The following is a 22,576-nucleotide window of genomic DNA, read 5'->3' as shown; positions in this document are numbered from 1 at the left end:
CCCCTGCCTGTGAACGGTGGGGCATTTTTCGTGCCCGGCCGCGGTTGGTCCCCGTGACACAAAGACGTCAGCGGCTGTCTGAACCTGACAGCCGTGTGGTGCTACCGAGGAGGATCCATCAGCACCGAGCCCCGCATCAACGATCGGATTCGTGTCCCTGAGGTGCGACTCGTCGGTCCCAGCGGCGAACAGGTGGGCATCGTCCCGCTTGCGAAGGCGCTTGAACTCGCGCAGGAGTACGACCTGGACCTGGTCGAGGTCGCAGCGTCTGCACGCCCGCCGGTCTGCAAGCTCATGGACTACGGCAAGTTCAAGTACGAGTCGGCGATGAAGGCCCGTGAGGCGCGCAAGAACCAGGCGCACACGGTCATCAAGGAGATGAAGCTCCGGCCGAAGATCGACCCGCACGACTACGACACCAAAAAGGGTCACGTCGTTCGGTTCCTCAAGCAGGGCGACAAGGTCAAGATCACGATCATGTTCCGCGGTCGCGAGCAGTCCCGGCCGGAGCTCGGCTACCGGCTGCTGCAGCGTCTGGCGGAGGACGTCCAGGACCTCGGTTTCGTCGAGTCGAACCCGAAGCAGGACGGCCGAAACATGATCATGGTTCTCGGTCCGCACAAGAAGAAGACCGAGGCGATGGCCGAAGCCCGCGAGGCGCAGGCCGCCCGCAAGGCCGAGCGCCAGGGTGCTGCCGCGGACGCTGCCGCCAAGGAAGCGCCCGAAGGGGACACCGGGGTCGCCTCCGCCGAAGCCGGCGACGCCTCTCCCGAGGCGCAGGCCTAGGCCTGGTTCCGGGGCATCCGGTCCCGGATCACCGACACAACATGACGCTCCCGCAAGCCGGTCCGGTACCGGACCGGTGGGAACGCCACCGACGAGGAGATAACGGCGCCATGCCGAAGAACAAGACGCACAGCGGTACCAAGAAGCGCTTCAAGGTCACCGGCTCCGGCAAGGTGCTCCGCGAGCGCGCCGGCAAGCGCCACCTGCTCGAGCACAAGTCGTCCAAGCTGACGCGTCGCCTCACGGGCAACGCCGAGATGGCCCCGGGCGACGCCGCGAAGATCAAGAAGCTTCTCGGCATCTGACGTCGCCGCTCCCCCACCGGGAGCGGGACGCCAAGACCGGGATCCCATCGAATTTCCGGGCCGTGTGAAGACACCCGCGGCCCCGCTACAAGGAGTCAAGAAGTGGCACGCGTCAAGCGGGCAGTAAACGCCCACAAGAAGCGCCGGGCGATCCTCGAGGCGGCCTCCGGCTACCGCGGTCAGCGTTCGCGCCTGTACCGCAAGGCCAAGGAGCAGGTCACCCACTCGCTGGTCTACAACTACAACGACCGCAAGAAGCGCAAGGGCGACTTCCGTCAGCTGTGGATCCAGCGCATCAACGCCGCTGCCCGCCAGAACGGCATGACGTACAACCGCCTCATCCAGGGTCTGAAGGCCGCCAACATCGAGGTGGACCGCAAGATCCTCGCGGAGCTGGCCGTCAACGACGCCAACGCGTTCGCCGCGCTGGTCGAGGTCGCCCAGAAGGCGCTCCCGGCCGACGTGAACGCCCCGAAGGCCGCCGCTGCCGCCTAAGCGACACGCTTCGCGCAGCAAGCCCTCGACAGGCTTCAGCCCGGACCCGCAGGCCCCGTGCCTGCGGGTCCGTGCGTTGTGGCCGCCGCCCCGCCCAGTCACACCCGCAGTACGCACGGAAGCGAGCCGACCGCCCATGGGTACCCCCGCCCCCGCCGAGCCGATCTCCCCCCGATCCCCTCGGGTGGCCGCCGCCAAGCGCCTCGCCCGGCGCAACTTCCGCACCAAGGAGCGCCGCTTCCTCGCCGAGGGGCCGCAGGCCGTCCGCGAGGCGGTCGGGCACCGCGGCCCCGGCGGCCCGACCCTGATCGAGCTGTTCGCCACGGCCGAGGCCGCCGAGCGCTACCCGGAGATCGTCGCCGAGGCCCGGGCCTCCGGCGCGCGCGTCCACCACGCCTCGGACGAGGTCCTCGCCGAGGTCTCGCAGACCGTCACCCCGCAGGGGCTCGTCGGGGTCTGCCACTTCCTCGACTCGCCGTTCGAGGAGATCCTGCGCGCCCGGCCCCGGCTCGTCGCCGTCCTGGCGCACGTCCGCGACCCCGGCAACGCCGGCACGGTCCTGCGCTGCGCCGACGCCGCCGGGGCCGACGCGGTCGTCCTGACCGACGCCTCCGTCGACCTGTACAACCCCAAGTCCGTACGGGCCTCCGTCGGCTCCCTCTTCCACCTCCCCGTCGCCGTCGGCGTCCCCGTCGAGCAGGCCGTCTCCGGGCTGCGGGCGGCCGGCGTGCGGATCCTCGCCGCCGACGGGGCGGGCGAGCACGACCTCGACGCCGAGCTCGACGCAGGCACCATGGGCGGCCCGTCCGCCTGGGTCTTCGGCAACGAGGCGTGGGGCCTGCCCGAGGAGACCCGCGCCCTCGCGGACGCCGTCGTACGCGTCCCGATCCACGGCAAGGCCGAGAGCCTGAACCTCGCGACGGCCGCCGCCGTGTGCCTCTACGCCTCCGCCCGTGCACAGCGGGCGTCCGGAGGGTGCCGCTCCGTGACCCCCAGCTAGTAATGTGGCGGCCCGGGGGGCCCACTGCGCTACTCGGAGATGTGGGGTACGGGGACATGACCGTCGGTACGAACAGCTCGCCAGGGGCCGCGGACGCGGCGGGGGCGCCGTCCCTGGCGACCGTTCCCGCACAGCTCCCGGGCCCGCCCGGCCCGGGAGCCGCAGCGCCGGGCACGCCCGGCCCCGCCGACCCGGCGGGCCTCGCGGCGCTCGGCATCGACCCCGACGACCTGCCCGACGGGCTCGTCGTCGCCGACGACTCCGGCCGGGTCATCTGCTTCAACTCCGCCGCCGCCCGCATCACCGCCCTCGCCCCCGCCGAGGCGCTCGGCGCCCGCATCGAGCGGGCCCTGCCGCTGGAAGACCTCGACGGCCGCCGCTGGTGGGCCCTGACCGACCCCTACGGCGGGCTCGCCACCCGCCGCGGCCAGCCCGAGCGGAACCTCCTCCTGCCCGGCGGCCGCGAGGTCCTCGTCTCCGCCCGCTACGTCCGCTCCCAGCCCGCCGGCCCGCTCCGCCGCCTCGTCGTGACGCTCCGCGGCACCGAGGCCCGCCGCCGCACCGAGCGCAGCCACGCCGAGCTGATCGCCACCGTCGCCCACGAGCTGCGCTCCCCGCTGACCTCCGTCAAGGGCTTCACCGCGACCCTCCTCGCCAAGTGGGAGCGGTTCACCGACGACCAGAAGCGCCTCATGCTGGAGACCGTCGACGCCGACGCCAACCGCGTCACCCGGCTGATCGCCGAGCTCCTCGACATCTCGCGCATCGACTCCGGCCGCCTCGAAGTCCGCCGCCAGCCCGTCGACATCGCCACCGCCGTCGGCCGCCACGTCCAGGCGCTCACCGCGAACGGCCAGGCGCCCGAGCGGTTCCTCGTCCGCGTCAGCCGCGCCCTGCCCGACCTGTGGGCCGACCCCGACAAGATCGACCAGATCCTCGGCAACCTGCTGGAAAATGCGGTGCGCCACGGCGACGGAACCGTCACCATCGACGTGTCGCCGACCAGCCTGACGAACACAGCGGGCAAGACCGAGAAGGGAACCGCCGTCACCGTGACCGATGAGGGCCCCGGCATCCCCGAGGAGTCGATGGGCCGCGTCTTCACCCGCTTCTGGCGGGGCAGCAAACGCGGCGGCACCGGCCTGGGCCTGTACATCGTCAAGGGCATCGTCGAGGCGCACGGCGGCACGATCACCGTCGGCCGCGGACCCGGCGGCGGCGCGGAATTCCGATTTATCCTGCCCGTCGGCGCGCCGGCGTACCTCTCGCAGTAATCCTGCGGAGCGTCTCGCCAGGCGGCCCACGGGCTCCTCCGCCCCCCGCGGCCCGTAGACTCGTCCTTTGGCACCTTTGCGTCCTTGTGTCGAGCTCGTCGTCGAGCGGGGACCTCCAGCCAGCCCATCGGAAGCACGGGAAGAGATGTCGGCACCGAACAAGTCGTACGACCCTGTCGAGGTCGAGGCACTGAAACCGGAAGAGATCGAGCGCATGCGGGACGAGGCGCTCGCCGCCTTCGCGGCCGCCGGCGACCTCGACGAACTCGCGCACGCGAAGACCGCCCACGCCGGCGGCACCTCGCCGCTCGCCCTCGCCAACCGCGAGATCGGCGCGCTGCCCCCGCAGGCCAAGGCCGAGGCGGGCAAGCGCGTGGGCCAGGCCCGCGGCGCGGTGAACAAGGCGTTCGCGGAGCGCCTCGCCCAGCTGGAGGCAGAGCGCGACGAGCGGGTACTGGTCGAGGAGGCGGTGGACGTCACCCTGCCCTACGACCGCGTGCCGGCCGGCGCCCGCCACCCCCTGACCACGCTGATGGACCGCATCGCGGACATCTTCACGGCCATGGGCTACGAGGTCGCCGAGGGCCCCGAGGTCGAGGCGGAGTGGTTCAACTTCGACGCCCTCAACTTCACGCCCGACCACCCCGCGCGGCAGATGCAGGACACCTTCTTCGTCCGCGGCCCCGAGGGCGTCGAGGGCGACGAGTCCGGTGTCGTCCTGCGCACCCACACCTCGCCGGTGCAGGCCCGCTCGCTCCTGGAGCGCCGCGAGCCGCCCGTGTACATCGTCTGCCCGGGCCGCGTGTACCGCACCGACGAGCTCGACGCGACGCACACCCCGGTCTTCCACCAGGTCGAGCTGCTCGCCGTCGACGAGGGCCTGACCATGGCCGACCTCAAGGGCACCATCGACCACATGGTCAAGTCGCTCTTCGGGGACGACGTCACCACGCGCCTGCGCCCGAACTTCTTCCCGTTCACCGAGCCGTCCGCCGAGATGGACATGCAGTGCTACGTGTGCCGCGGCGCGTCGGTGGGCAACCCCGACCGCCCCTGCCGCACCTGCTCCAGCGAGGGCTGGATCGAGCTCGGCGGCTGCGGCATGGTCAACCCCAAGGTGCTCACCGCCTGCGGCGTGGACCCGGAGAAGTACAGCGGCTTCGCCTTCGGCTTCGGCATCGAGCGGATGCTGATGTTCCGGCACAACGTGGAAGACATGCGAGACATGGTCGAGGGTGACGTCCGGTTCACCCGGCCGTTCGGGATGGAGATCTGATGCGGGTCCCGCTTTCGTGGCTGCGGGAGTACGTCGACCTGCCTGCGGGCGAAACCGGTCGTGACGTGCAGGCCAAGCTCATCGACGCCGGTCTGGAGGTCGAGACCGTCGAGCAGCTCGGCGCCGACCTCACCGGCCCCCTCGTCGTCGGCCAGGTGCTGACGATCGAGGAGCTGACCGAGTTCAAGAAGCCGATCCGCTTCTGCACCGTCGACGTCGGCACCGCCAACGGCACCGGCGAGCCCCAGGAGATCGTCTGCGGCGCCCGGAACTTCGCCGTCGGCGACAAGGTCGTCGTGGCCCTGCCCGGCGCCGTCCTGCCCGGCGACTTCGCGATCGCCTCGCGCAAGACGTACGGCAGGACCTCCAGCGGCATGATCTGCTCCGGCGACGAGCTCGGCATGGGCGACGACGGCACGCACGGCATCATCGTGCTGCCGCCGGAGCACGAGGCCGGCACCGACGCGATCGAGCTGCTGGAGCTGCGCGACGAGGTTCTCGACATCGCCGTCACCCCCGACCGCGGCTACTGCCTGTCGATGCGCGGCGTCGCCCGCGAGACCGCCACCGCGTACGGCCTGCCGCTGCGCGACCCGGCGCTCCTCGACGTGCCCGCCCCGAACTCCTACGGCTACCTCGTCAAGGTCTCCGACCCGGCCGGCTGCGACCGCTTCACCGCGCGCACCGTCACCGGCCTGGACCCCGAGGCGAAGTCCCCGATCTGGCTCAAGCGCCGCCTGCAGAAGGCCGGCATGCGCCCGATCTCCCTCGCCGTGGACGTCACCAACTACGTGATGCTGGAGCTCGGCCAGCCCCTGCACGCCTACGACCGCGCCCGCCTCGACGGCGCGATCGGCGTGCGGCGCGCCGAGCAGGGCGAGGTCCTCACCACCCTCGACGGCGTCAAGCGCACCCTCGACGCCGAGGACCTGGTGATCACCGACGACAGCGGCCCGATCGGCCTCGCCGGCGTCATGGGCGGCGCGGACACGGAGATCGCCGACGCCGCCGCCGACCCGGAGACCGGCCAGGTCGCCGGCACCACCGACGTCGTCATCGAGGCCGCGCACTTCGACCCGATCGCCATCTCGCGCACGGCCCGCCGGCACCGGCTGTCCTCGGAGGCGTCCAAGCGCTTCGAGCGCGGCGTCGACCCGCAGGCCGCCTCGGCCGCCGCGCAGCGCACCGTCGACCTGCTGGTGCTGCTCGCCGGCGGCACCGCCGAGGCGGGCGTCACCGAGCTGACCGCGCCGGGCGCGCCGCGGACCGTCGCGATGCGCGCCGACCATCCCGACCGGGTGGCGGGCGTCGCGTACGGCCGGGAGACGGTCGTCCGCCGCCTCCAGGAGGTCGGCTGCGACGTCTACGGCCAGGACGAGCTCGTCGTCACCGTCCCCTCGTGGCGGCCCGACCTCGCCGAGCCGAACGACCTCGCCGAGGAGGTCATCCGGCTGGAGGGCTATGCCAACCTGCCCTCCACGCTGCCCCAGGTGCCCTCCGGCCGCGGCCTGACCGCCCGGCAGCAGCTGCACCGCCGGGTCGGCCGCGCCCTGGCCGGCGCCGGCTACGTCGAGGCGCTGAACTACCCGTTCATCGGTGAGCAGGTCTTCGACCAGCTCCAGCTGCCCGCGCACGACGCCTCCCGGGACGTCGTCCGCCTCGTCAACCCGCTCTCCGACGAGGAGCCGGCGCTGCGCACCACGCTGCTGCCCGGCCTGCTGGGCGCGCTGCGCCGCAACGACAGCCGCGGCTCGCACGACCTGGCCCTCTTCGAGACCGGCCTGGTCTTCCGGGCCGGCGAGAAGCCGGGCGTCGCCGTGCGGCTGCCCGTCGACCGCCGCCCCTCGGACGAGGAGATCGCCACGCTCGACGCGGCGCTGCCCGCGCAGCCGCGGTACGCCGCGGTCGTGCTGGCCGGGGCGCGCGAGCAGGCCGGCTGGTGGGGCAAGGGCCGCCCGGCCGAGTGGGCGGACGCCGTCCAGGCCGCGCGCCTGCTGGCCGCCGAGGCCGGTACGGACCTCGTCGTGCGGCAGGGCCAGTACGGCCCGTGGCACCCGGGCCGCTGCGCCGAGCTCGTCGTCACCATCGACGGGGTGGAGCAGGTCATCGGGCACGCCGGCGAGCTGCACCCGCGGGTCGTCAAGGCCCTCGGCCTGCCCGCCCGCACCAGCGCCATGGAGCTCGACCTCGACCGCCTCGCGGCGGCCGGCGGCACGCCCGTGGAGTCGCCGCGGATCTCCTCCTTCCCCGTGGCCACCCAGGACGTCGCCCTGATCGTCGACGCGTCCGTCCCGGCAGCCGACGTCGAGGCGGCGCTGCGCAAGGGCGCGGGCGAACTCCTCGAATCGCTGCGGCTGTTCGACGTCTTCACCGGCGAGCAGGTCGGCGGGGGCAAGAAGTCCCTGGCGTACGCGCTCCGCTTCCGGGCGGCCGACCGCACGCTGACCGCCGAGGAGTCCACGGCGGCCCGCGACGCGGCGGTCGCGCTGGCGGCCGAGCGGACGGGCGCGGTGCTGCGCGGCGCGTAAGCGGCCGCGGCCTGCGCCGCCGACCGGTGCGCCCGGTGAGGGGCGCCTCCACCACGGAGGCGCCCCTCACTCGTTCGGGTGCAAACCCCGGTGACCCGTGTCCTCTCGCGTGACGGGCCGGGACAATCGTTGCGCCGGGTGCCCACAGCGGGCAGACACAGGAGTCCCAAGGGATGATCACGCGCGGGGAGATGCCCCAGCCGCGCCGGGCGTGCGTCCCCGCAGGGGGCGGCGCCACGGCGTACCGGGAGCTGCCCGGCCCCGGCCGGTGGGCGCACAGCCTCGCCGGCACCGCGGCCTTCCTGCTCCTGGCCGCCGGCTGCGCGCTCCGGGTCCGCCGTGACCTCCTCGCCCGCCTGCGCCGCTCCCAGGAGGTCGCCGAAGCCGCCCAGCGGGCACTGCTGCGGCCCCTGCCTGCGCGGCTCGACGGCCTCGCCCTGGCCGGCGCCCAGCTCTCCGCGACCCGCGGCGCCGCGATCGGCGGCGACCTCTACGGCGCCGTGCCCACCGCGCACGGCGTCCGCGTCGTCATCGGCGACGTACGGGGCCACGGGCTGCCCTCGGCGGCCGCGGCCGCCGCCGTGCTCGGGGCCTTCCGGGAAGCCGCGTACGACGAGCCCTCGCTGGCCGGGGTGCTGCGCCGGATGGAACGCGCCCTGGGCCGGCACGTCCGCGACCGCGCGGCGGCCGGGCACGCCGCCGGGGCCGCGGCGGCCGGGTCCGCCGCCGAGGAGTTCGTGACCGTGCTCCTCCTCCAGGTCGCCGAGGACGGCACGCTGACCGCCCTCAACTGCGGCCACCCCTGGCCCTATGTGCTGCGTGCGCGGGCGGCCCCCCGGCCCCGCGGGGCACTGCCGCCCGCCGCGGCCGCCCGCACCGCCGCAGACGCCGTCCCGGCGGCCCCGCTCCCGGTGCCCGCGCCCGCCTGCCCCTGGCCGGACGTACGGGCCCTGGACGGCGGCGATCCGCTGCCCCCGCTCGGGGTGGCGCCCGTACCGGACGGGCTCGAGGCGGGGGGCTGCGGCCGACTCGGGCCCGGGGACGTGCTGTTCCTGCACACGGACGGCGCCGAGGACGCCCGCGACGCGGCCGGCCGGTTCTTCCCCCTGCCCCGCGTTCTTGCCGGCATCGCCGCCCGGCAGCCGGCGGCCACGCCCGCGCGGCTGGTCGCGGGCGTGCACGCGGCGCTGCTGCGCCACACCGGCGGGCACCCCGCGGACGACGCCGCCCTGCTGGCGGTCCGCAGCGACCGCTGCGCCTGACCCTTCGGCCGGGAACCGCACACCGGGCCCCGGTGGGAGGGCCCGGCGCGCGTTCCCGCCGGCTCGCGCCCGGGCCCGGTGACCAACCGGGCGCCGGCGGAGCCGGGGTGCGCCGCCCGCCGGCCGTGGAGTGTCGGGCAGACAGCGGACGGGCGGCGCGGGTGGCGGGTCGTCGCACTGTACGAGGGGGAGCCGACGACCCGTGCGGCCTCTTGGCGAGGCTCTTCAGTGAACCGCCCCCGGGGCTCCCCGCGGCAGGGTACGCATCGCATTTATGCGCGTACTCGGTTCGCACCCCGTGTGAAGGCCGCACCCACTAGCCTGGTCCGGACGAGCCCTTGGAGGGGCCCATGCAGCCCAACGCCCTGCTCGACGCCCTCCTCGCCGAGGCGGGCATGTCCCATGCAGGACTCGCCGCGCACGTGAACCAGGCGGGCCGCTCCCGCGGGCTCGCCCTGCGCTACGAACACACCGCCGTCAACCGGTGGTTGAAGGGTCAGCGCCCCCGCGGGCAGGTCCCCGACCTGATCTGCGAGGTGCTCGGGGGCCGGCTGCGCCGCCCGGTCTCCCTCGACGACGTCGGCTTCGGCGTACCGGGCCAACCGGCCGGCCCGCACGCCTCCCCGCTCAGCGGCTTCGTCGACAGGGCCGCGGCCCTGTGGCGCTCCGACGAGCAGGGCCGCTTCCCCCTGCACGCGGCGCCCGCCCTCACCGGCACGCCGGCCGTCATCCCCGTCTGGGAGTGGGAGAACCCGCCCGAGGACGCCGACGTCTCCCGCGACGGGCCCCTGCGCGTCGGCCCCGGGCACATCGAGGTCCTCCGCGCCGCCCGCGCCCACTACGAGCTGATGTACCGGCGGGCCGGCGGCATCGCCACCCGCGCCCGCATCGTCCGCTTCCTCGGCAGCGAGACCGCGCCCCTGCTCCGCGGCAGCTACCCCGACGATCTCGGCCGCCGCCTGCACCGGGCCGCCGGCTCCCTCGTCGCCGTCGCCGGGATCTGCGCGTACGACTCCGACGCGCACGGCCTGGCCCAGCGCTACTTCCACCAGGCGCTGCGGCTGGCCAAGGCCAGCGGCGACCGCGGACTCGGCGCCTACGTCATCGCCCTGCTGGTCAACCAGTCCCTCCACCTGCGCGACCACCGCCAGGCCGTCGCGTTCGCCGAGACCGCGCTGCGCGCCGCGGGCCGCCACACCACCGCGGCACTGGCCGCCGACCTGTACGCGATGCAGGCCAAGGCGTACGCCCAACTCGGGGACACCACCGCCGCACTGGGGTGCATCCGGCACGCGGAGGCCGCCGCCGAGCGGATCCGCCCCGGCTGCGAACCCGACGAGACCGGCTACGTCCAGCCCGGCCTCGTCAACGTCCAGGTGGCGGAGGCCCTTCTCAGCCTCGGGGAACTCGACGCCGCCCACGAGCAGGCCGCGGCCGCCGTCGGCACCCCGGCGCACGACCGCGGCCGGGTCCACCGGCTCGCGATGCTCTGCGAGATCCAGCTGCGCCAGGGCGAGGCGGACCGGGCGGCCGCAGCAGCCGCCGAAATGGCCGAACGGGCCAAGGGGATGGAGTCGCAGCGGCTCCGCGACCGGATGCGCGCGGTCCGCGAACAGCTGCTGTCCAGCGGGTGTTCGGGCGCGGAGGAGACGGCCCGCCTCATCGACGGTGCGCTGAGCGTCCCGCTGTGACCGCTCGGGCCGCCGCCGGTCGCGCGGGCGGGGCCCCGGCCGCCGCCGGAGCGGCCGGGCTGCTCCCGGGGCGCCGGGGTCAGTTGTACGGGTAGAAGCCCGAACCGGTCTTGCGGCCGAGGCGGCCGGCGTCGACCATCCGCTGGAGCAGCGGGGGAGCGGCGTACAGCGGCTCCTTGAACTCGGCGTACATCGAGTCGGCGATCGAGGCCACGGTGTCCAGGCCGATCAGGTCGGACAGCTTCAGCGGGCCCATCGGGTGGGCGCAGCCGAACTCCATGCCGTTGTCGATGTCCTCGCGGCTGGCGATGCCCGACTCGAACATCCGGATCGCGGAGAGCAGGTACGGGACGAGGAGGGCGTTGACGACGAAGCCCGACCGGTCCTGGGCGCGGATGGCGTGCTTGTCGAGCACGTTGTGCACCAGGGCCTCGGCCCGCTTGATGGTCTCCTCGCCCGTGGTGAGGGCGGGGATCAGCTCGACGAGCTTCTGCACGGGCGCCGGGTTGAAGAAGTGGATGCCGATGACCTGGTCGGGGCGGGAGGTCGCGACGGCCAGCTTGACCAGCGGGATCGACGAGGTGTTCGAGGCGAGGATGGCGTCCCGGCGGGTGACGACCTGGTCGAGGACCTGGAAGATCTCCGTCTTGACCTGCTCGTTCTCGACGACCGCCTCGATGACCAGGTCGCGGTCGGCGAACTCGCCGAGGTCGGTGGTGAAGGAGAGGCGGGCCAGGGTGGAGTCCCGCTCCTCCTCGCTGATCTTGCCGCGGGCGGCGGCCTTCGACAGGGAGTTCTGCAGCCGGGTCCGGCCGATCTCCAGGGCCTCGCCGGTGGTCTCGGCGACCTTGACGTCCAGTCCGCTGCGGGCGCAGACCTCGGCGATGCCAGCGCCCATCTGGCCGCAGCCCACTACGCCGACTCGGGTGATGTCGGAAGGGAGGTCAGTCACTTCGTGCCTTTCGCTGGTCATCGGTGGGCGGGTCCCCCGTTCGTGCAGTGGTGACTGCTTCCGGCGCCCGCCACGCCCCCCGACGTTACCCCCGACCCTGCCCGTGGCAGAGGGCCGGGGCGGGCATGCTGACCCCACGCAGGAGATGTCACGCAGAGGAGCGGAGCGAGCACATGACGCACATGGGTCGACGGGGGCTGCTGGCCGGAGCCGCGGGGGCGCTGGCGTCCGCCGCGGCAGGGCAGGCGCAGGCCGCGCCGCGCGAGGACGGGGCCCGGGCGGCCGGGGCGCAGGGCAGGGCGCCCGGCCCGGCGGGGGAGCGGCAGCGGGAGCGGGCCGGCGGGGGGCGGAGGGGCGGGGCGGAGTTCCGCGGGATGTGGATCGCCTCGGTCCAGAACGTCGACTGGCCCTCGCGGACCGGCCTGTCGGCGGCGCGGCAGCGAGCCGAGCTGACCGCCCTCTACGACACCGCGGTCGAGCGCCGCCTGAACGCGGTGGTGCTCCAGGTCCGGCCCACCGCCGACGCCATGTGGCCCGGAGCCCGGGAGCCCTGGTCGCAGTGGCTGACCGGGGTGCAGGGCGGCGACCCGGGCTGGGACCCGCTGGGCACGGCCGTCGCCGAAGCCCACGCCCGCGGGCTGGAGTTCCACGCCTGGTTCAACCCGTACCGGGTGGCCAACACCCACGCCGACCCGGCCCGCCTCGCGGCCTCGCACCCGGCGCGCCGCAACCCCGGCTGGACGGTGGCGTACGGCGGCAAGCTGTACTACAACCCGGGGCTGCCGGAGGTGCGGGCCTTCGTACAGGAGGCCATGCTCGACGCGGTGTCCCGCTACGCGGTGGACGGCGTCCACTGGGACGACTACTTCTACCCCTACCCGGTCGCCGGCGAGGCCTTCGACGACGACGACGCGTACGCCCGCCACGGCGGCGGCTTCCCCTCGCGGGCCGACTGGCGCAGGCACAACACCGACGCGCTGGTCCGCGAGATGGCGGAGCGCGTCCGCACCGTGCGCCCCTCGGCACGCTTCGGCATCAGCCCGTTCGCGGTGTGGCGCAACCGGGACAAGGACCCGCTCGGCTCGGACACGCAGACGCTGGGCACGTACGACGACCTGTACGCGGACACCCGCAGGTGGGTGCGCGAGGGCTGGGTCGACTACGTCGTCCCGCAGGTGTACTGGCACATCGGGCACCCGACCGCCGACTACGCGAAGATCGTCCCCTGGTGGGCGCAGACCGTCGCCGGCACCGGCGTCGACCTCTACATCGGCGAGGGGCTCTACCGCTGCGACCCGCAGAGCGCGACGGCGGCGTGGCGCGACCCGGAGGAGCTGACCCGGCACGTGGCGCTCGCCAAGGGGTACGCCGAGGTCCGCGGCCACTGCTACTTCTCCGCGCAGCAGGTGGTCACGGACCCCACGGGGGCGTTGGCGCGGGTCGTCGCGGACCACCACCCGACGGCGGTGCCGCCGCGCTGAGCCGCCCCGGTCAGTGCCCGGGTTCCGCTGGGTGCTTCACCACGCAGTCGGGGCCCGGGGACATGACGGCCTCGTGGCCGTCCGCGAAACGGACCCGGTAAGGGGGGTTGCCGTTCTCGCCCAGCACCTGAGTGATCTCGCCGACCTTGTCGTGCTGCCCCACGATCCTGCCGTGTTGCACGAGCTGGTCGCCCTCGGTCGCGCGCATGCTGACCTCCTCCGAGGCGGTCTGGATCCGGTGACAGCAGTTTACGGCGATTCATCACGATTGAGCCCGCTGGGTGGCGGCGATGCAGACCAGCACCGCGCAGGCCGCGGCGGGGGCGGCCGGGGACAGCTGCTCGCCCAGCAGCGCCACCGACCACAGCAGCGTCAGCAGCGGCTGGGCGAGCTGGAGCTGGCTCGCGCGTGGGGCGCCGATCTCCGCCATCCCGCGGTACCACACGTACAGGCCGAGGAAGGTCGAGCCGACGGCCGCCCACAGCAGGCCCGCCACGCCGTGGACGCCGAGGTGCACCGGCTCGTACGCGAGCCCGGCCGCGGCTCCCGCCAGGTTGAGGGGCAGGCACGCCACCAGTGCCCAGCCGATGACCTGCCAGCCGGGCAGGTCGCGGGCCAGCCGCCCGCCCTCGGTGTAGCCGGCCGCGCAGGCGAGCAGCGCGGCGAAGAGGTAGCCGTCGCCGGCGGACAGGGAGCCGCCGCTCTGCGCCAGGGTGAAGGCGAGGACGACGGCGGCGCCGGCGACGGCCGCGGCCCAGAAGCGGCGCGAGGGCCGGACGCCGGTCCGCAGCGCGGACAGGGCCGCCGTGGTCAGGGGCAGCAGCCCGACGACGACGGCGGCGTGCGAGGTGGTCGCGGTGGTCAGCGCCAGAGTGGTCAGCAGCGGGTACCCGACGACGACCCCGCCGGCGACGACGGCGAGGCCCGGCCAGTGCCGCCGCGCGGGCAGCGGGGCGCGGGCGGCGAGCAGGAACGCGCCCGCGACGGCGGCGGCGAGCACGCTGCGCACGGCGACGAAGGACCAGGGGCCGAAGCTCTCCAGACCCCAGGCGGTGGCGGGGAACGTCAGCGAGAAGGCGACGACGCCGAGGCAGGCGAGCACGGTGCCGCCGCGGGCGCTGCGGCGGGCGGGAGAGGCAGCGGGGGCGGTAGGGGCGGTAGGGGCGGCGGAGGCGGAGGCCGAAGCCGCAGGGGTCGCCGCCGTGCGGGAGCGGGCCGCGGGAGCGGGGCCGGCGACCGCTATCGGCGTGGACCGGGTAGCGCTATTCTGTGCTCTCATGTACGAGCGTAGCAGTGTGGCGGAGTTGGCGTCTTCCCTGCGTTCCGAGCTGGACCGCTACTCGGTCGGTGGAAAGCTGCCGTCGAGCCGCGCCCTGGTCGAGCGGTACCGCGTCAGCCCCGTCACCGTCTCCCGCGCCCTCGCCCTCCTCGCCGCCGAAGGCCTCGTCGTCACCCGCCCCGGCGCCGGCGCCTACCGCGCCCGCCCCCGTACGGCCGAACCCGCGCCCGGCGACACCTCCTGGCAGGAGGTCGCGCTGAGCGCCGAGGGCGCCGGCGACATCGTGCCCCGCTCCGTCGACGCCTCCGGCGTGCTCCACTCGCTGTCCGCCCCGCCTGCCGGGGTCATCGAGCTGAGCGGCGGCTACCTGCACCCCTCCCTCCAGCCCGAGCGCGCCATGGCCGCCGCCCTCGCCCGGGCCGGGCGGCGCCCCGGCGCCTGGAGCCGCCCGCCCGTCGAGGGACTGCCCGAACTGCGGGACTGGTTCGCCCGGGAGATCGGCGGGTCCGCCACCGCCGCCGACGTCCTCGTCACCGCCGGCGGGCAGAGCGCCCTCACCACCGCCCTGCGCGCCCTCGCCCCGCCCGGCGCACCCGTCCTCGTCGAGTCCCCGACCTACCCCGGCCTGCTGTCCATCGCCCGCGCCTCCGGGTGCCGGCCCGTGCCCGTCCCCGTCGACGCCGAGGGCGTCCGGCCGGAGCTGCTGGCCGCTGCGTTCGAGGCGACCGGCGCGCGGGTCTTCGTATGCCAGCCGCTGTTCCAGAACCCCACCGGCGCCGTCCTGTCCGCCGAGCGGCGCGCCGAGGTGCTGCGGACCGCCCGCGCCGCCGGGGCGTTCGTCGTCGAGGACGACTACGCCCGCCACCTCGCCCACGAGGACGCCGGCCCGCTGCCCGTCCCGCTGGCCGCCGAGGACCACGACGGCGTCGTCGTCCACGTCCGGTCGCTGACCAAGGCCACCTCGCCCAGCCTGCGCGTCGGCGCCCTCGCCGCCCGCGGCCCCGTCATGGACCGGCTGCGCGCCATCCAGGTCGTCGACAGCTTCTTCGTCCCCCGCCCGCTCCAGGAGGCCGCCCTCGAACTCGTCGGCGCCCCCTCCTGGCCCCGCCACCTGCGCACCGTCGCCGCCGAACTGCGCCACCGGCGCGACGTCCTCGCCGGCGCGCTGCGGCGCTCCCTGCCCGGACTGCACCTGGCCCACCTGCCCGCCGGCGGCTACCAGCTGTGGGTCCGGCCCGACACCGGGGACGACGCCGGGTTCGCCGCCGCCGCCCTGCGCGCGGGCGTCGCCGTCGCGCCCGGGCGCCCGTACTTCTGCGCGGAGCCCCCCGGCCCGTACGTCCGCCTCGGCTTCGCCGGGGTCTCCGGCGCGGCCGAGCTCGGCGAGGCCGTCCACCGGCTGCGCACCGCCCTCGGCGGCGGCGCGGACCCGGACCCCGGTCCGCACGACGCTTGACCCGCGGCGGCAGGCGCCCCACCATCACCGCATGAACGTTCGGGTCACGCTCGTCGCCGCAGCCCGCGCCTCCACGCTGCTCGCCGAGCGCTTCGACGACGACCGCCCACCGGACGGCGAGGGCTGGCGGGCCCTCGAATCCGCCGCCCACGAACTCGTCCCGCTCGCCGCCGCCGAACTGCGGTACTGCTCGCCCGGCCCGCGCAGCCGCGCCACCGGCCAGGCCCTCGGCTACGCCCCGCTCGCCCAGGTCGCCCTGCGCGAATGGGACATGGGGCGGTGGCGCGGCCTGACCCTCGCCGAGGTCGCCGCCCGCGAGCCGGGAGCGGTCGAGCGCTGGCTCGCCGACCCGCACGCCGCCCCGCACGGCGGCGAAACCCTGCTCGCCTTCATCGCGCGCATCGGCGGCTGGCTCGACTCCCGGCCCGCCGAGGACGGCGGCGCCATCGTCGCTGTCGCCGAGCCGTCCGCCGTCCGCGCCGCCCTCGTCTACGCCCTGCGGGCCGCCCCGCAGACGTACTGGAGCGTGGACGTCCGGCCGCTGTCCACCGTCACCCTCACCGGCAGCGCCGGGCACTGGCACCTCTCGCTCCAGGCCCGCGCCTGAACCCCGTACGGAAACCGGGTGGAACCCGGCCCGGAACCGCCCCTAGCCTGCGCACATGACCGGGATCAAGATCACCACCCTTGCGGAGCGCCCCGAACTCGCCGGGCGGCTCTGGGACATGCAGGACTCGTGGCCCGCCTTCGCCGAGCACGACCCGCTCGCCTGGCTGCTCTACCCGCGCATGGTCGCGGAGTTCCCCGAGTACATCCTGGTCGCCACCGAAGGCGACGCCATCGCGGCACGCGCCTTCAGCCTCCCCTTCGCCCAGCACGCCCCCGGCCGCGACGGCACCCTGCCCGCCCGGGGCTGGGACCAGCTCCTCATGTGGGCCTTCTCCGACCGGCGCCGCGGCACGGCCGCGGACACCGTCGGAGCCGTCGAGATCAGCGTCGACACCGCCCGGCAGGGCCGCGGCCTGTCCGGGGCCGTTCTGGCCGCGATGCGGGACAACGCGCGCGCCCGCGGCTTCGCCGAGGTCGTGGCACCGGTCCGGCCCAGCGCCAAGGCCGCCGAGCCCGACACGCCGATGCAGGAGTACGCGTACCGCACCCGCGACGACGGCCTCCCGTACGACCCCTGGCTGCGCGTGCACGTCCGCGCCGGAGCCGCCATCGACTCCGTGGCGCCGCTCTCGCAGACGATCAGCGCGCCGACCGCCGACTGGCGCGAGTGGACCGGCCTCCCCTTCGACACGCCCGGCCCGGTCCGCGTCCCCGGAGCCCTGGCCCCCGTCCACTGCCACCCGCAGGAGGGCTACGCGGTCCTCGTCGAGGCCAACGTGTGGGTCCGCCACTCCCTGACCTGAGACACCGCCCAGCGGGCGGCCACCGGCCGCGCGCCCGCCGCGCCGGACCTCCGCGGTCCGGTCTGCGGGGCCTGCGCCGGGCGCACGCGGTTCCGTACCCCGGGCGCACGCGGCTCCGTACGCCGGGCGGCGCGGGACGGGTGCCGTGGCTGCGCGCCCGCGCACGGGGGCGCCGCTTGCGCGCCCGGCGCCGCCGTCCCATAGTCCGAGGTATGGACGCGCGCGAGGCCGCGCTCCGGCGGGCCCACGACCATGCCGTCCGATGGCTCGCGAGCCTGCCCGACCGCCGGGTGCCCGCCCGCGCCACGGTCGACGAGGTGGTGCGCGCGCTCGGCCCCGAACTGCCCGACGGCCCCACCCCGCCCGCCGACGTCGTCGACCTGCTCGCCGGCGCCTGCGAGCCCGGCCTGACCGCCTTCCCCGGCAGCCGCTTCTTCGGGTTCGTCGTCGGCGGCACCGAACCGGCCGCGCTCGCCGCCGACTGGCTCGTCAGCGCCTGGGACCAGAACTGCGTGATGCGCACCGTCTCGCCCGCGCACACGGCCGTCGAGGACATCGCCGCCGCCTGGCTCCTGGACCTGCTGGGCCTGCCCGCCGGCAGCGCCGTCGGCTTCACCACCGGCGCCACCATGGCGAACTTCACCTGCCTCGCCGCCGCCCGCGACGCCGTCCTCGCCCGGGCCGGCCGCAACCCCGCCCGCGACGGCCTGGCCGGCGGCCCCCCGGTGCACGTCCTCGCCGGGGAGGACCGCCACATGGCCGTCGACCTCGCCCTGCGCTACCTCGGCCTCGGCACTCCCGCCCTCGTCGAGGCCGACGGGCAGGGCCGCATCCGGCCCGAGGCGCTGCGCCACGCCCTGGACGCCGCCGGGACGGACCCGACCGTCGTCGTCCTCCAGGCCGGCGACATCCACACCGGCGCCTTCGACCCGTTCGAGGAGGCCGTCCGTGCCGCGCACCGGGCCGGCGCCTGGGTGCACGTCGACGGCGCGTTCGGCCTGTGGGCCGCAGCCTCCCCGTCCCTCGCCCACCTGACGGCCGGCTGCGCCGGAGCGGACTCCTGGGCGACCGACGCCCACAAGACCCTGAATGTCCCCTACGACTGCGGCCTCGCCGTCGTCCGCGACCCGTCCGCCCTGCGCGCCGCCATGGGCCTGCACGGTGCGTACCTCATCCAGGACGACAGGCAGGGCGATCCCGTCGACAAGGTCCCGGAACTCTCCCGGCGCGGCCGCGCGTTCACCGTGTGGGCCGCCCTGCGCTCCCTGGGCCGGACCGGCGTCGCCGACCTCGTCGACCGCCTGTGCCGGCACGCCCGCACGTTCGCCGAGGGCATCGCCGAGATCGACGGGGCGACCGTCCTGAACGACGTCGTCTTCACCCAGGTCTGCGCCGCCTTCGGCAGCGACGCCCGCACCGACCGCGTCCTCGCCCGCCTCCTGGACGAGGGCACGGCGTGGATCAGCGGCTCCACCTGGCGCGGCCGCCGCGTCATGCGCATCTCGGTGAGCAACTGGGCGACCACCCCGGAGGACGTCACCCGCACCCTGGCCGCAATCCACCGCGCCGCCACCTCCCCCTGACGCCCGCAGGAGCAGCGCGGGGCGGAACCGGACCCGCCCGGGCGGTGTCTGGCCGAGGGTGAAGAACTTCCTGTTCCCGGCCGTCCTCTGGGCCCCGGTCCTGGTGCCCTGCGTCATCCTGGGCGCTGTCGCCCTGCTGGTCCGACGGGCCCGCGACCAGCGGCCCACCGCCGGGCGTACGCCGAGCGCCGCCACCTGCGCGCTGGTCGCCGCCATCGCCGCCGCGGTGTCGTTCGGCGCCTACAGCCGGGGCGTGATGTCGGGGTTCTACATCCTGGACCCCGACCAGATGTGCGCGGCGCAGGGCGTGCGCGGCGACCGCATCGTGACGCGGTGGACGCTGCCGGTCAGCGCGCAGTGCGTCACCCGGGGCGGCGTGGGCACGGAGCTCGTGCCGACGTGGGTGAATCCCGTGGTCGTCACCGGTCTCGTCCTGTTCCTGCTCGCTCTCCTCACGGGAGCCGCCTCGGCCGTGCGGCAGCGCCTGGCACCGCGATAGCCGCGGCCGTGCGTCGCGTACGGTCGTACCGTGATGATCAAAACGGCCGCCCCCCGCACCCTCGGCGTCGCTCCCTCCGAGGCGCGGCTGCGCTTCGACGCGGAACTGCAGAAGGCCGGCGGCGGGCCGCGGCGCCGCCTGCTCTTCGTCGACGACGAACCCGCCTTCGAGCTCAGCTTCCCCTGCGGGACCTGCCCGCTCCTGTTCCGCAGGCTGGAATCCGGACGGGAGAAGCTGTCACTGGAGAGCATGCAGGAACGTCTCACCGGAGCACTGGACGATCCGGACGACGCCGGTGTGATCGATGCGTTCGGTGCGCTGCTGCCGGAGGGCGAGTACCTTCCGCTGCTCCTGAGCGTGGAACCCAAGCTGATCACCCCCGGCAGGGAAGGCGACTACTTCAGCGAGGAGCAGGTCGCGTCGTGGGGGATCGACCAGTTCTGGGGCCTTCCCCAGTATCCGCACACCCCGTACTACCGGACCTTCGAGACCGCGGTGGACTCGGACGCCCACCTCTACGAATTCGTCGTCCCCATGGTTCCCCCGGCCTGGAACGACCGGCAACGCGTCGAGGAATACCTCATGCTCACGGCAGAGGGAGCGGTCCCCACGGCAGTGGCGGTCTCCACGCTCGACGTGTGCCAGCCCGCGCTCGACTTGCAGGATGACCTTTCCGTGCACTGGGGCCTGACCCACTTCCTCCTCGACGGCCACCACAAGCTGGAGGCCGCCGCCGCGGCCGGCCGGACCGTGCGGCTCCTCTCCCTGCTGGCCCTCGGCGAGAGCCTCTCCGGGGCAGCCCACCAGGCCCGGCTGCCCGCGCTGCGCGCCCAACCCCGCTCCACCCGGGCGACCGGCTCCTCGAATGGTGCGGGCGCGGCCTGATGCACATGACGAGGCCGCCGACGGTGCCCTGTGACCGAGCGTCGTAGCCGGCCCGTGCGGCCGAGTCCGGAGCTCGGTTCTCGCACTGTCCCGGGTGGGCCAGTGGCAGCAGGAGATCCCGCTTGTTCGTCGGGTCGGTGATCCTTTGAGAATGCGTGCTGCCCGTCTGATTCGTATGGCTCTCCTGATTCAGTCCAACCCCGGCCTGACCGCGGCCGCCCTGGCTCGTGAGCTGGAGATCTCCGAGCGGACCGTGATCCGCGACGCCCAGGCATTGCAGGAAGCCGGCGTCCCCGTCCGATCGGAGCGGGGCCGGGTGGGCGGGTATTTCCTTGCCGCCGGATACCGGACCCGGCTCACCACGCTCCATGCGAGCGAGGCGGAGACCCTGTTCCTGTCCGGTCTGCCCTCGGCGTTGCGGGACCTGGGGCTGTCGGACGCGGCGGAAACCGCCCGGCTGAAGCTGACCGCGACCCTGCTCCCGTCGGTACGCCAGGCCGCCGAGTCATCGGTGCGCCGCTTCCACCTCGACGCCCCCGCCTGGTTTCGCGAACCCGCCACCCCGCAACTACTGCCGGAGCTGGCCCGCGCGGTGTGGGCGGACCGGGCCGTCCAACTGTCGTACGCGCGGCCCGGCCGGGACGGGGCGCCGCCCGCCGCCGTGGCCCGGGTGGTGGAGCCGTATGGGCTCGTACTGAAGGCCGGCACCTGGTACGTCGTGGCCCGCGTCCCGGGCGAGGACCGGGACGACGGCTGGCGCACCTACCGGGTCGACCGGATCACTGCGCTGGGCCCCGCGCCCGACGTACAGGAACCGTTCGTGCGCGACCCGTCCTTCGACCTGGCCGCGCACTGGGAGGCTCACTCAGCTGCCTTCGCCCGCACCCTGCTGCGCACCACCGTCACGGTCCGGCTCACCGGCCGGGGGCTGGACCGGTTGCCCGCCGTGGTGGACGGGGCCGCCGTTGCGGACGCACTCGCCTCGGCGAGCGCCCCGGACTCCGCCGGCCTGGTCACCGTCGACCTGCCGGCGGAGTCCGAGGACGTCGCCTTCGACCAGTTGGCCCGGCTCGGCGCGGACGCCGAGGTGCTGGCCCCTGCCCGGCTGCGCGCCCGCTTCCGTGTGCACGCGGCGGCGCTGGCCGCGCTCTACCAGGCCGCCCCCGGGACGGCGTCGCCCGAGGAAGACGAGGATCAGCGGTAGTCCTCGGCGGAGGCTTCCTTGCCGCCGTACACCACGTCCTCGAAGTACGCCCAGGCGTCCGGGCGGCTGCCGTCCACGTCCGTCACCCCGTACGCCCTGGCGAGTTCCCCGCTGGAGGTGGACTTGCCGTTCCACCGCTTGGCGCGGTCCCGGTCGGCGGCAAGTGCCGCGACCGTACGGGCCAAGTAGCGCGGGGACTCCGCGATCGCGAACGCCGGCTCCTGGGCGATCGCGTCACGCCAGTTCTCCTCACTCACACCGAAGTGGGAGAGCATCTGCTCCGAGCGCAGGAAGCCGGGCGAGACCGCGACCGCCGCGCCCCCGTACGGGGCGAGCTCCTGTCCCAGCCCGAACGCGAGGCGGATCAGGGCGTTCTTCGCCAGGTCGTAGTAGATGTTCTCCCGGTAACGGCGGTTGAAGTGCGCGGTGCCGTCGGTTACCTCCACATGCAGCGGCGCGTCGGAGCGGATCAGCAACGGAAGCAGCAGCGCCGCCGTGATCACGTGCGAGCGCACGCCAAGCTCCAGGATCCGCAGGCCGTCAGCAAGCGGTGTCTCCCAGCTCTTCTTCCCGAACACCGAGGTGACCAGAAGGTGCTCGCCGCCCCACAGGTCGTTGACGAGGATGTCGAGCCGCCCGCACTCCCGGTCGATGCGCTCGACGAGGGCGCGTACCCGGGCTTCGTCGAGATGGTCGGTGGGCACCGCGATCCCGGTGCCGCCCGCTGCGGTGACGAGTTCGGCGGTCTCCTCGATGGTCTCGGTGGTCCGGCCGACCTCGCTGGCCCGGGCCCGGGTGGTGCGGCCGGTGACATACACCGTCGCACCGGCCCTGCCCAGCTCCACGGCCTGAGCCCGTCCCGCCCCGCGGGTAGCACCCGCCACGAGGGCTACCCGCCCCGCCAGCGGACCCGCTGTGCCGCCCTGCACGGTGTTTCGAGTGTTCCGGATGGTGCTGTTCTCGTTCGCCATGGCATCCATCGTTCATGCCAAAACTGACAGAACACGTCACCCTTTGCCGGAGGTCCCGCCTCACCCCGACCACAGCGCAGAGACCGCAGGTGGATGCGGGCGTCGCCGACCTGCTGCGACCGAGCGCAGATCACCTCGGTCCGAGCCGCACAGGCGCGCACGGGCCGGCTCGACCGCTCACGGGCCAACTGAAAGACTCAGTCACATGCCCGCCCGGCAGGTAAGGGCCGACTCTTT

Annotated in this window: 21 protein-coding genes; 17 read left to right on the top strand and 4 right to left on the bottom strand. The window is 74.5% G+C overall.

Annotated features, from left to right (window positions below):
* Nucleotides 1–93: 93 nt before the first annotated feature.
* The 9 genes from infC (at nucleotide 94) to C0216_RS21405 (ending at nucleotide 10,617) form a co-directional block, all read left to right on the top strand.
* Nucleotides 94–786 (top strand): translation initiation factor IF-3, encoded by a 693-nt coding sequence (infC, locus tag C0216_RS21445; protein ID WP_114056850.1) that lies wholly within the window; start codon nucleotides 94–96, stop codon nucleotides 784–786.
* Nucleotides 787–896: 110 nt separating this feature from the next.
* Nucleotides 897–1,091, top strand: coding sequence for a 50S ribosomal protein L35 (rpmI, locus tag C0216_RS21440; protein WP_114056849.1), 195 nt, complete (start codon nucleotides 897–899; stop codon nucleotides 1,089–1,091).
* Nucleotides 1,092–1,193: 102 nt separating this feature from the next.
* Complete coding sequence (rplT, locus tag C0216_RS21435; RefSeq protein ID WP_114056848.1) at nucleotides 1,194–1,586, top strand: 50S ribosomal protein L20; 393 nt, start codon at nucleotides 1,194–1,196, stop codon at nucleotides 1,584–1,586.
* Nucleotides 1,587–1,722: 136 nt separating this feature from the next.
* Entirely contained in the window at nucleotides 1,723–2,586 is an 864-nt protein-coding gene (locus C0216_RS21430; protein WP_114056847.1) for a TrmH family RNA methyltransferase, read from the top strand.
* Nucleotides 2,587–2,642: 56 nt separating this feature from the next.
* Nucleotides 2,643–3,860 (top strand): sensor histidine kinase, encoded by a 1,218-nt coding sequence (locus C0216_RS21425; protein WP_114056846.1) that lies wholly within the window; start codon nucleotides 2,643–2,645, stop codon nucleotides 3,858–3,860.
* Between the two features lie 145 nt (nucleotides 3,861–4,005).
* Nucleotides 4,006–5,136, top strand: coding sequence for a phenylalanine--tRNA ligase subunit alpha (pheS, locus tag C0216_RS21420; protein WP_114056845.1), 1,131 nt, complete (start codon nucleotides 4,006–4,008; stop codon nucleotides 5,134–5,136).
* Nucleotides 5,136–7,664, top strand: a complete 2,529-nt coding sequence (pheT, locus tag C0216_RS21415; RefSeq protein WP_114056844.1) for a phenylalanine--tRNA ligase subunit beta — start codon at nucleotides 5,136–5,138, stop codon at nucleotides 7,662–7,664. The genes pheS and pheT overlap by 1 nt, the downstream gene beginning before the upstream one ends.
* 173 nt (nucleotides 7,665–7,837) lie before the next feature.
* Nucleotides 7,838–8,926 carry a PP2C family protein-serine/threonine phosphatase gene (locus C0216_RS21410; protein WP_114056843.1) on the top strand — a complete coding sequence of 363 codons (1,089 nt, stop codon included), beginning with the start codon at nucleotides 7,838–7,840 and terminating at the stop codon, nucleotides 8,924–8,926.
* Between the two features lie 350 nt (nucleotides 8,927–9,276).
* Complete coding sequence (locus C0216_RS21405; RefSeq protein WP_114056842.1) at nucleotides 9,277–10,617, top strand: transcriptional regulator; 1,341 nt, start codon at nucleotides 9,277–9,279, stop codon at nucleotides 10,615–10,617.
* Between the two features lie 79 nt (nucleotides 10,618–10,696).
* Here the strand turns inward: C0216_RS21405 and C0216_RS21400 are convergent, their stop codons facing one another.
* On the bottom strand, nucleotides 10,697–11,590 hold the full coding sequence (locus C0216_RS21400; RefSeq protein WP_114056841.1) for a 3-hydroxybutyryl-CoA dehydrogenase: 894 nt from the start codon (nucleotides 11,588–11,590) through the stop codon (nucleotides 10,697–10,699).
* 152 nt (nucleotides 11,591–11,742) lie between these two features.
* Between C0216_RS21400 and C0216_RS21395 the strand changes: the two genes are divergently transcribed.
* Nucleotides 11,743–13,050 carry a glycoside hydrolase family 10 protein gene (locus C0216_RS21395; RefSeq protein ID WP_114056840.1) on the top strand — a complete coding sequence of 436 codons (1,308 nt, stop codon included), beginning with the start codon at nucleotides 11,743–11,745 and terminating at the stop codon, nucleotides 13,048–13,050.
* A 10-nt stretch (nucleotides 13,051–13,060) separates the two neighbouring features.
* Here the strand turns inward: C0216_RS21395 and C0216_RS21390 are convergent, their stop codons facing one another.
* Nucleotides 13,061–13,258: a DUF1918 domain-containing protein gene (locus tag C0216_RS21390; RefSeq protein WP_114056839.1), complete on the bottom strand. Its 198-nt coding sequence runs from the start codon at nucleotides 13,256–13,258 to the stop codon at nucleotides 13,061–13,063.
* Nucleotides 13,259–13,312: 54 nt separating this feature from the next.
* Nucleotides 13,313–14,329, bottom strand: coding sequence for a DMT family transporter (locus tag C0216_RS21385; protein ID WP_114056838.1), 1,017 nt, complete (start codon nucleotides 14,327–14,329; stop codon nucleotides 13,313–13,315).
* On the opposite strand from C0216_RS21385, the gene C0216_RS21380 reads away from it, so the two are divergent.
* The 7 genes from C0216_RS21380 to C0216_RS21350 all read left to right on the top strand — a co-directional run bounded on the left by C0216_RS21380 (nucleotide 14,328) and on the right by C0216_RS21350 (nucleotide 21,368).
* Entirely contained in the window at nucleotides 14,328–15,785 is a 1,458-nt protein-coding gene (locus C0216_RS21380; RefSeq protein ID WP_114056837.1) for a PLP-dependent aminotransferase family protein, read from the top strand. The genes C0216_RS21385 and C0216_RS21380 overlap by 2 nt on opposite strands.
* A gap of 31 nt (nucleotides 15,786–15,816) precedes the next feature.
* Nucleotides 15,817–16,392, top strand: a complete 576-nt coding sequence (locus tag C0216_RS21375; RefSeq protein ID WP_114056836.1) for a histidine phosphatase family protein — start codon at nucleotides 15,817–15,819, stop codon at nucleotides 16,390–16,392.
* A 55-nt stretch (nucleotides 16,393–16,447) separates the two neighbouring features.
* A complete protein-coding gene (locus C0216_RS21370; protein WP_114056835.1) occupies nucleotides 16,448–17,197 on the top strand; it encodes an N-acetyltransferase in 750 nt (249 codons plus the stop codon).
* 212 nt (nucleotides 17,198–17,409) lie between these two features.
* Nucleotides 17,410–18,780, top strand: coding sequence for a pyridoxal phosphate-dependent decarboxylase family protein (locus C0216_RS21365; protein ID WP_114056834.1), 1,371 nt, complete (start codon nucleotides 17,410–17,412; stop codon nucleotides 18,778–18,780).
* 58 nt (nucleotides 18,781–18,838) lie between these two features.
* Nucleotides 18,839–19,279: a hypothetical protein gene (locus C0216_RS21360; RefSeq protein ID WP_114056833.1), complete on the top strand. Its 441-nt coding sequence runs from the start codon at nucleotides 18,839–18,841 to the stop codon at nucleotides 19,277–19,279.
* 33 nt (nucleotides 19,280–19,312) lie between these two features.
* Nucleotides 19,313–20,164, top strand: coding sequence for a hypothetical protein (locus C0216_RS21355; protein WP_114056832.1), 852 nt, complete (start codon nucleotides 19,313–19,315; stop codon nucleotides 20,162–20,164).
* A gap of 151 nt (nucleotides 20,165–20,315) precedes the next feature.
* On the top strand, nucleotides 20,316–21,368 hold the full coding sequence (locus tag C0216_RS21350) for a helix-turn-helix transcriptional regulator (protein ID WP_114056831.1): 1,053 nt from the start codon (nucleotides 20,316–20,318) through the stop codon (nucleotides 21,366–21,368).
* Here the strand turns inward: C0216_RS21350 and C0216_RS21345 are convergent.
* Nucleotides 21,359–22,339 carry an SDR family oxidoreductase gene (locus C0216_RS21345; protein ID WP_114056830.1) on the bottom strand — a complete coding sequence of 327 codons (981 nt, stop codon included), beginning with the start codon at nucleotides 22,337–22,339 and terminating at the stop codon, nucleotides 21,359–21,361. The two genes, C0216_RS21350 and C0216_RS21345, sit on opposite strands and share 10 nt — an antisense overlap.
* Nucleotides 22,340–22,576 lie beyond the last annotated feature (237 nt).

Origin of the sequence: Streptomyces globosus (genome assembly GCF_003325375.1) — a bacterium.
In the GTDB taxonomy this organism is placed as follows: domain Bacteria; phylum Actinomycetota; class Actinomycetes; order Streptomycetales; family Streptomycetaceae; genus Streptomyces; species Streptomyces globosus_A.
The sequence above is the reverse complement of the archived record's forward strand: the minus strand, read 5'-3'. Positions and strand labels throughout refer to the sequence as shown.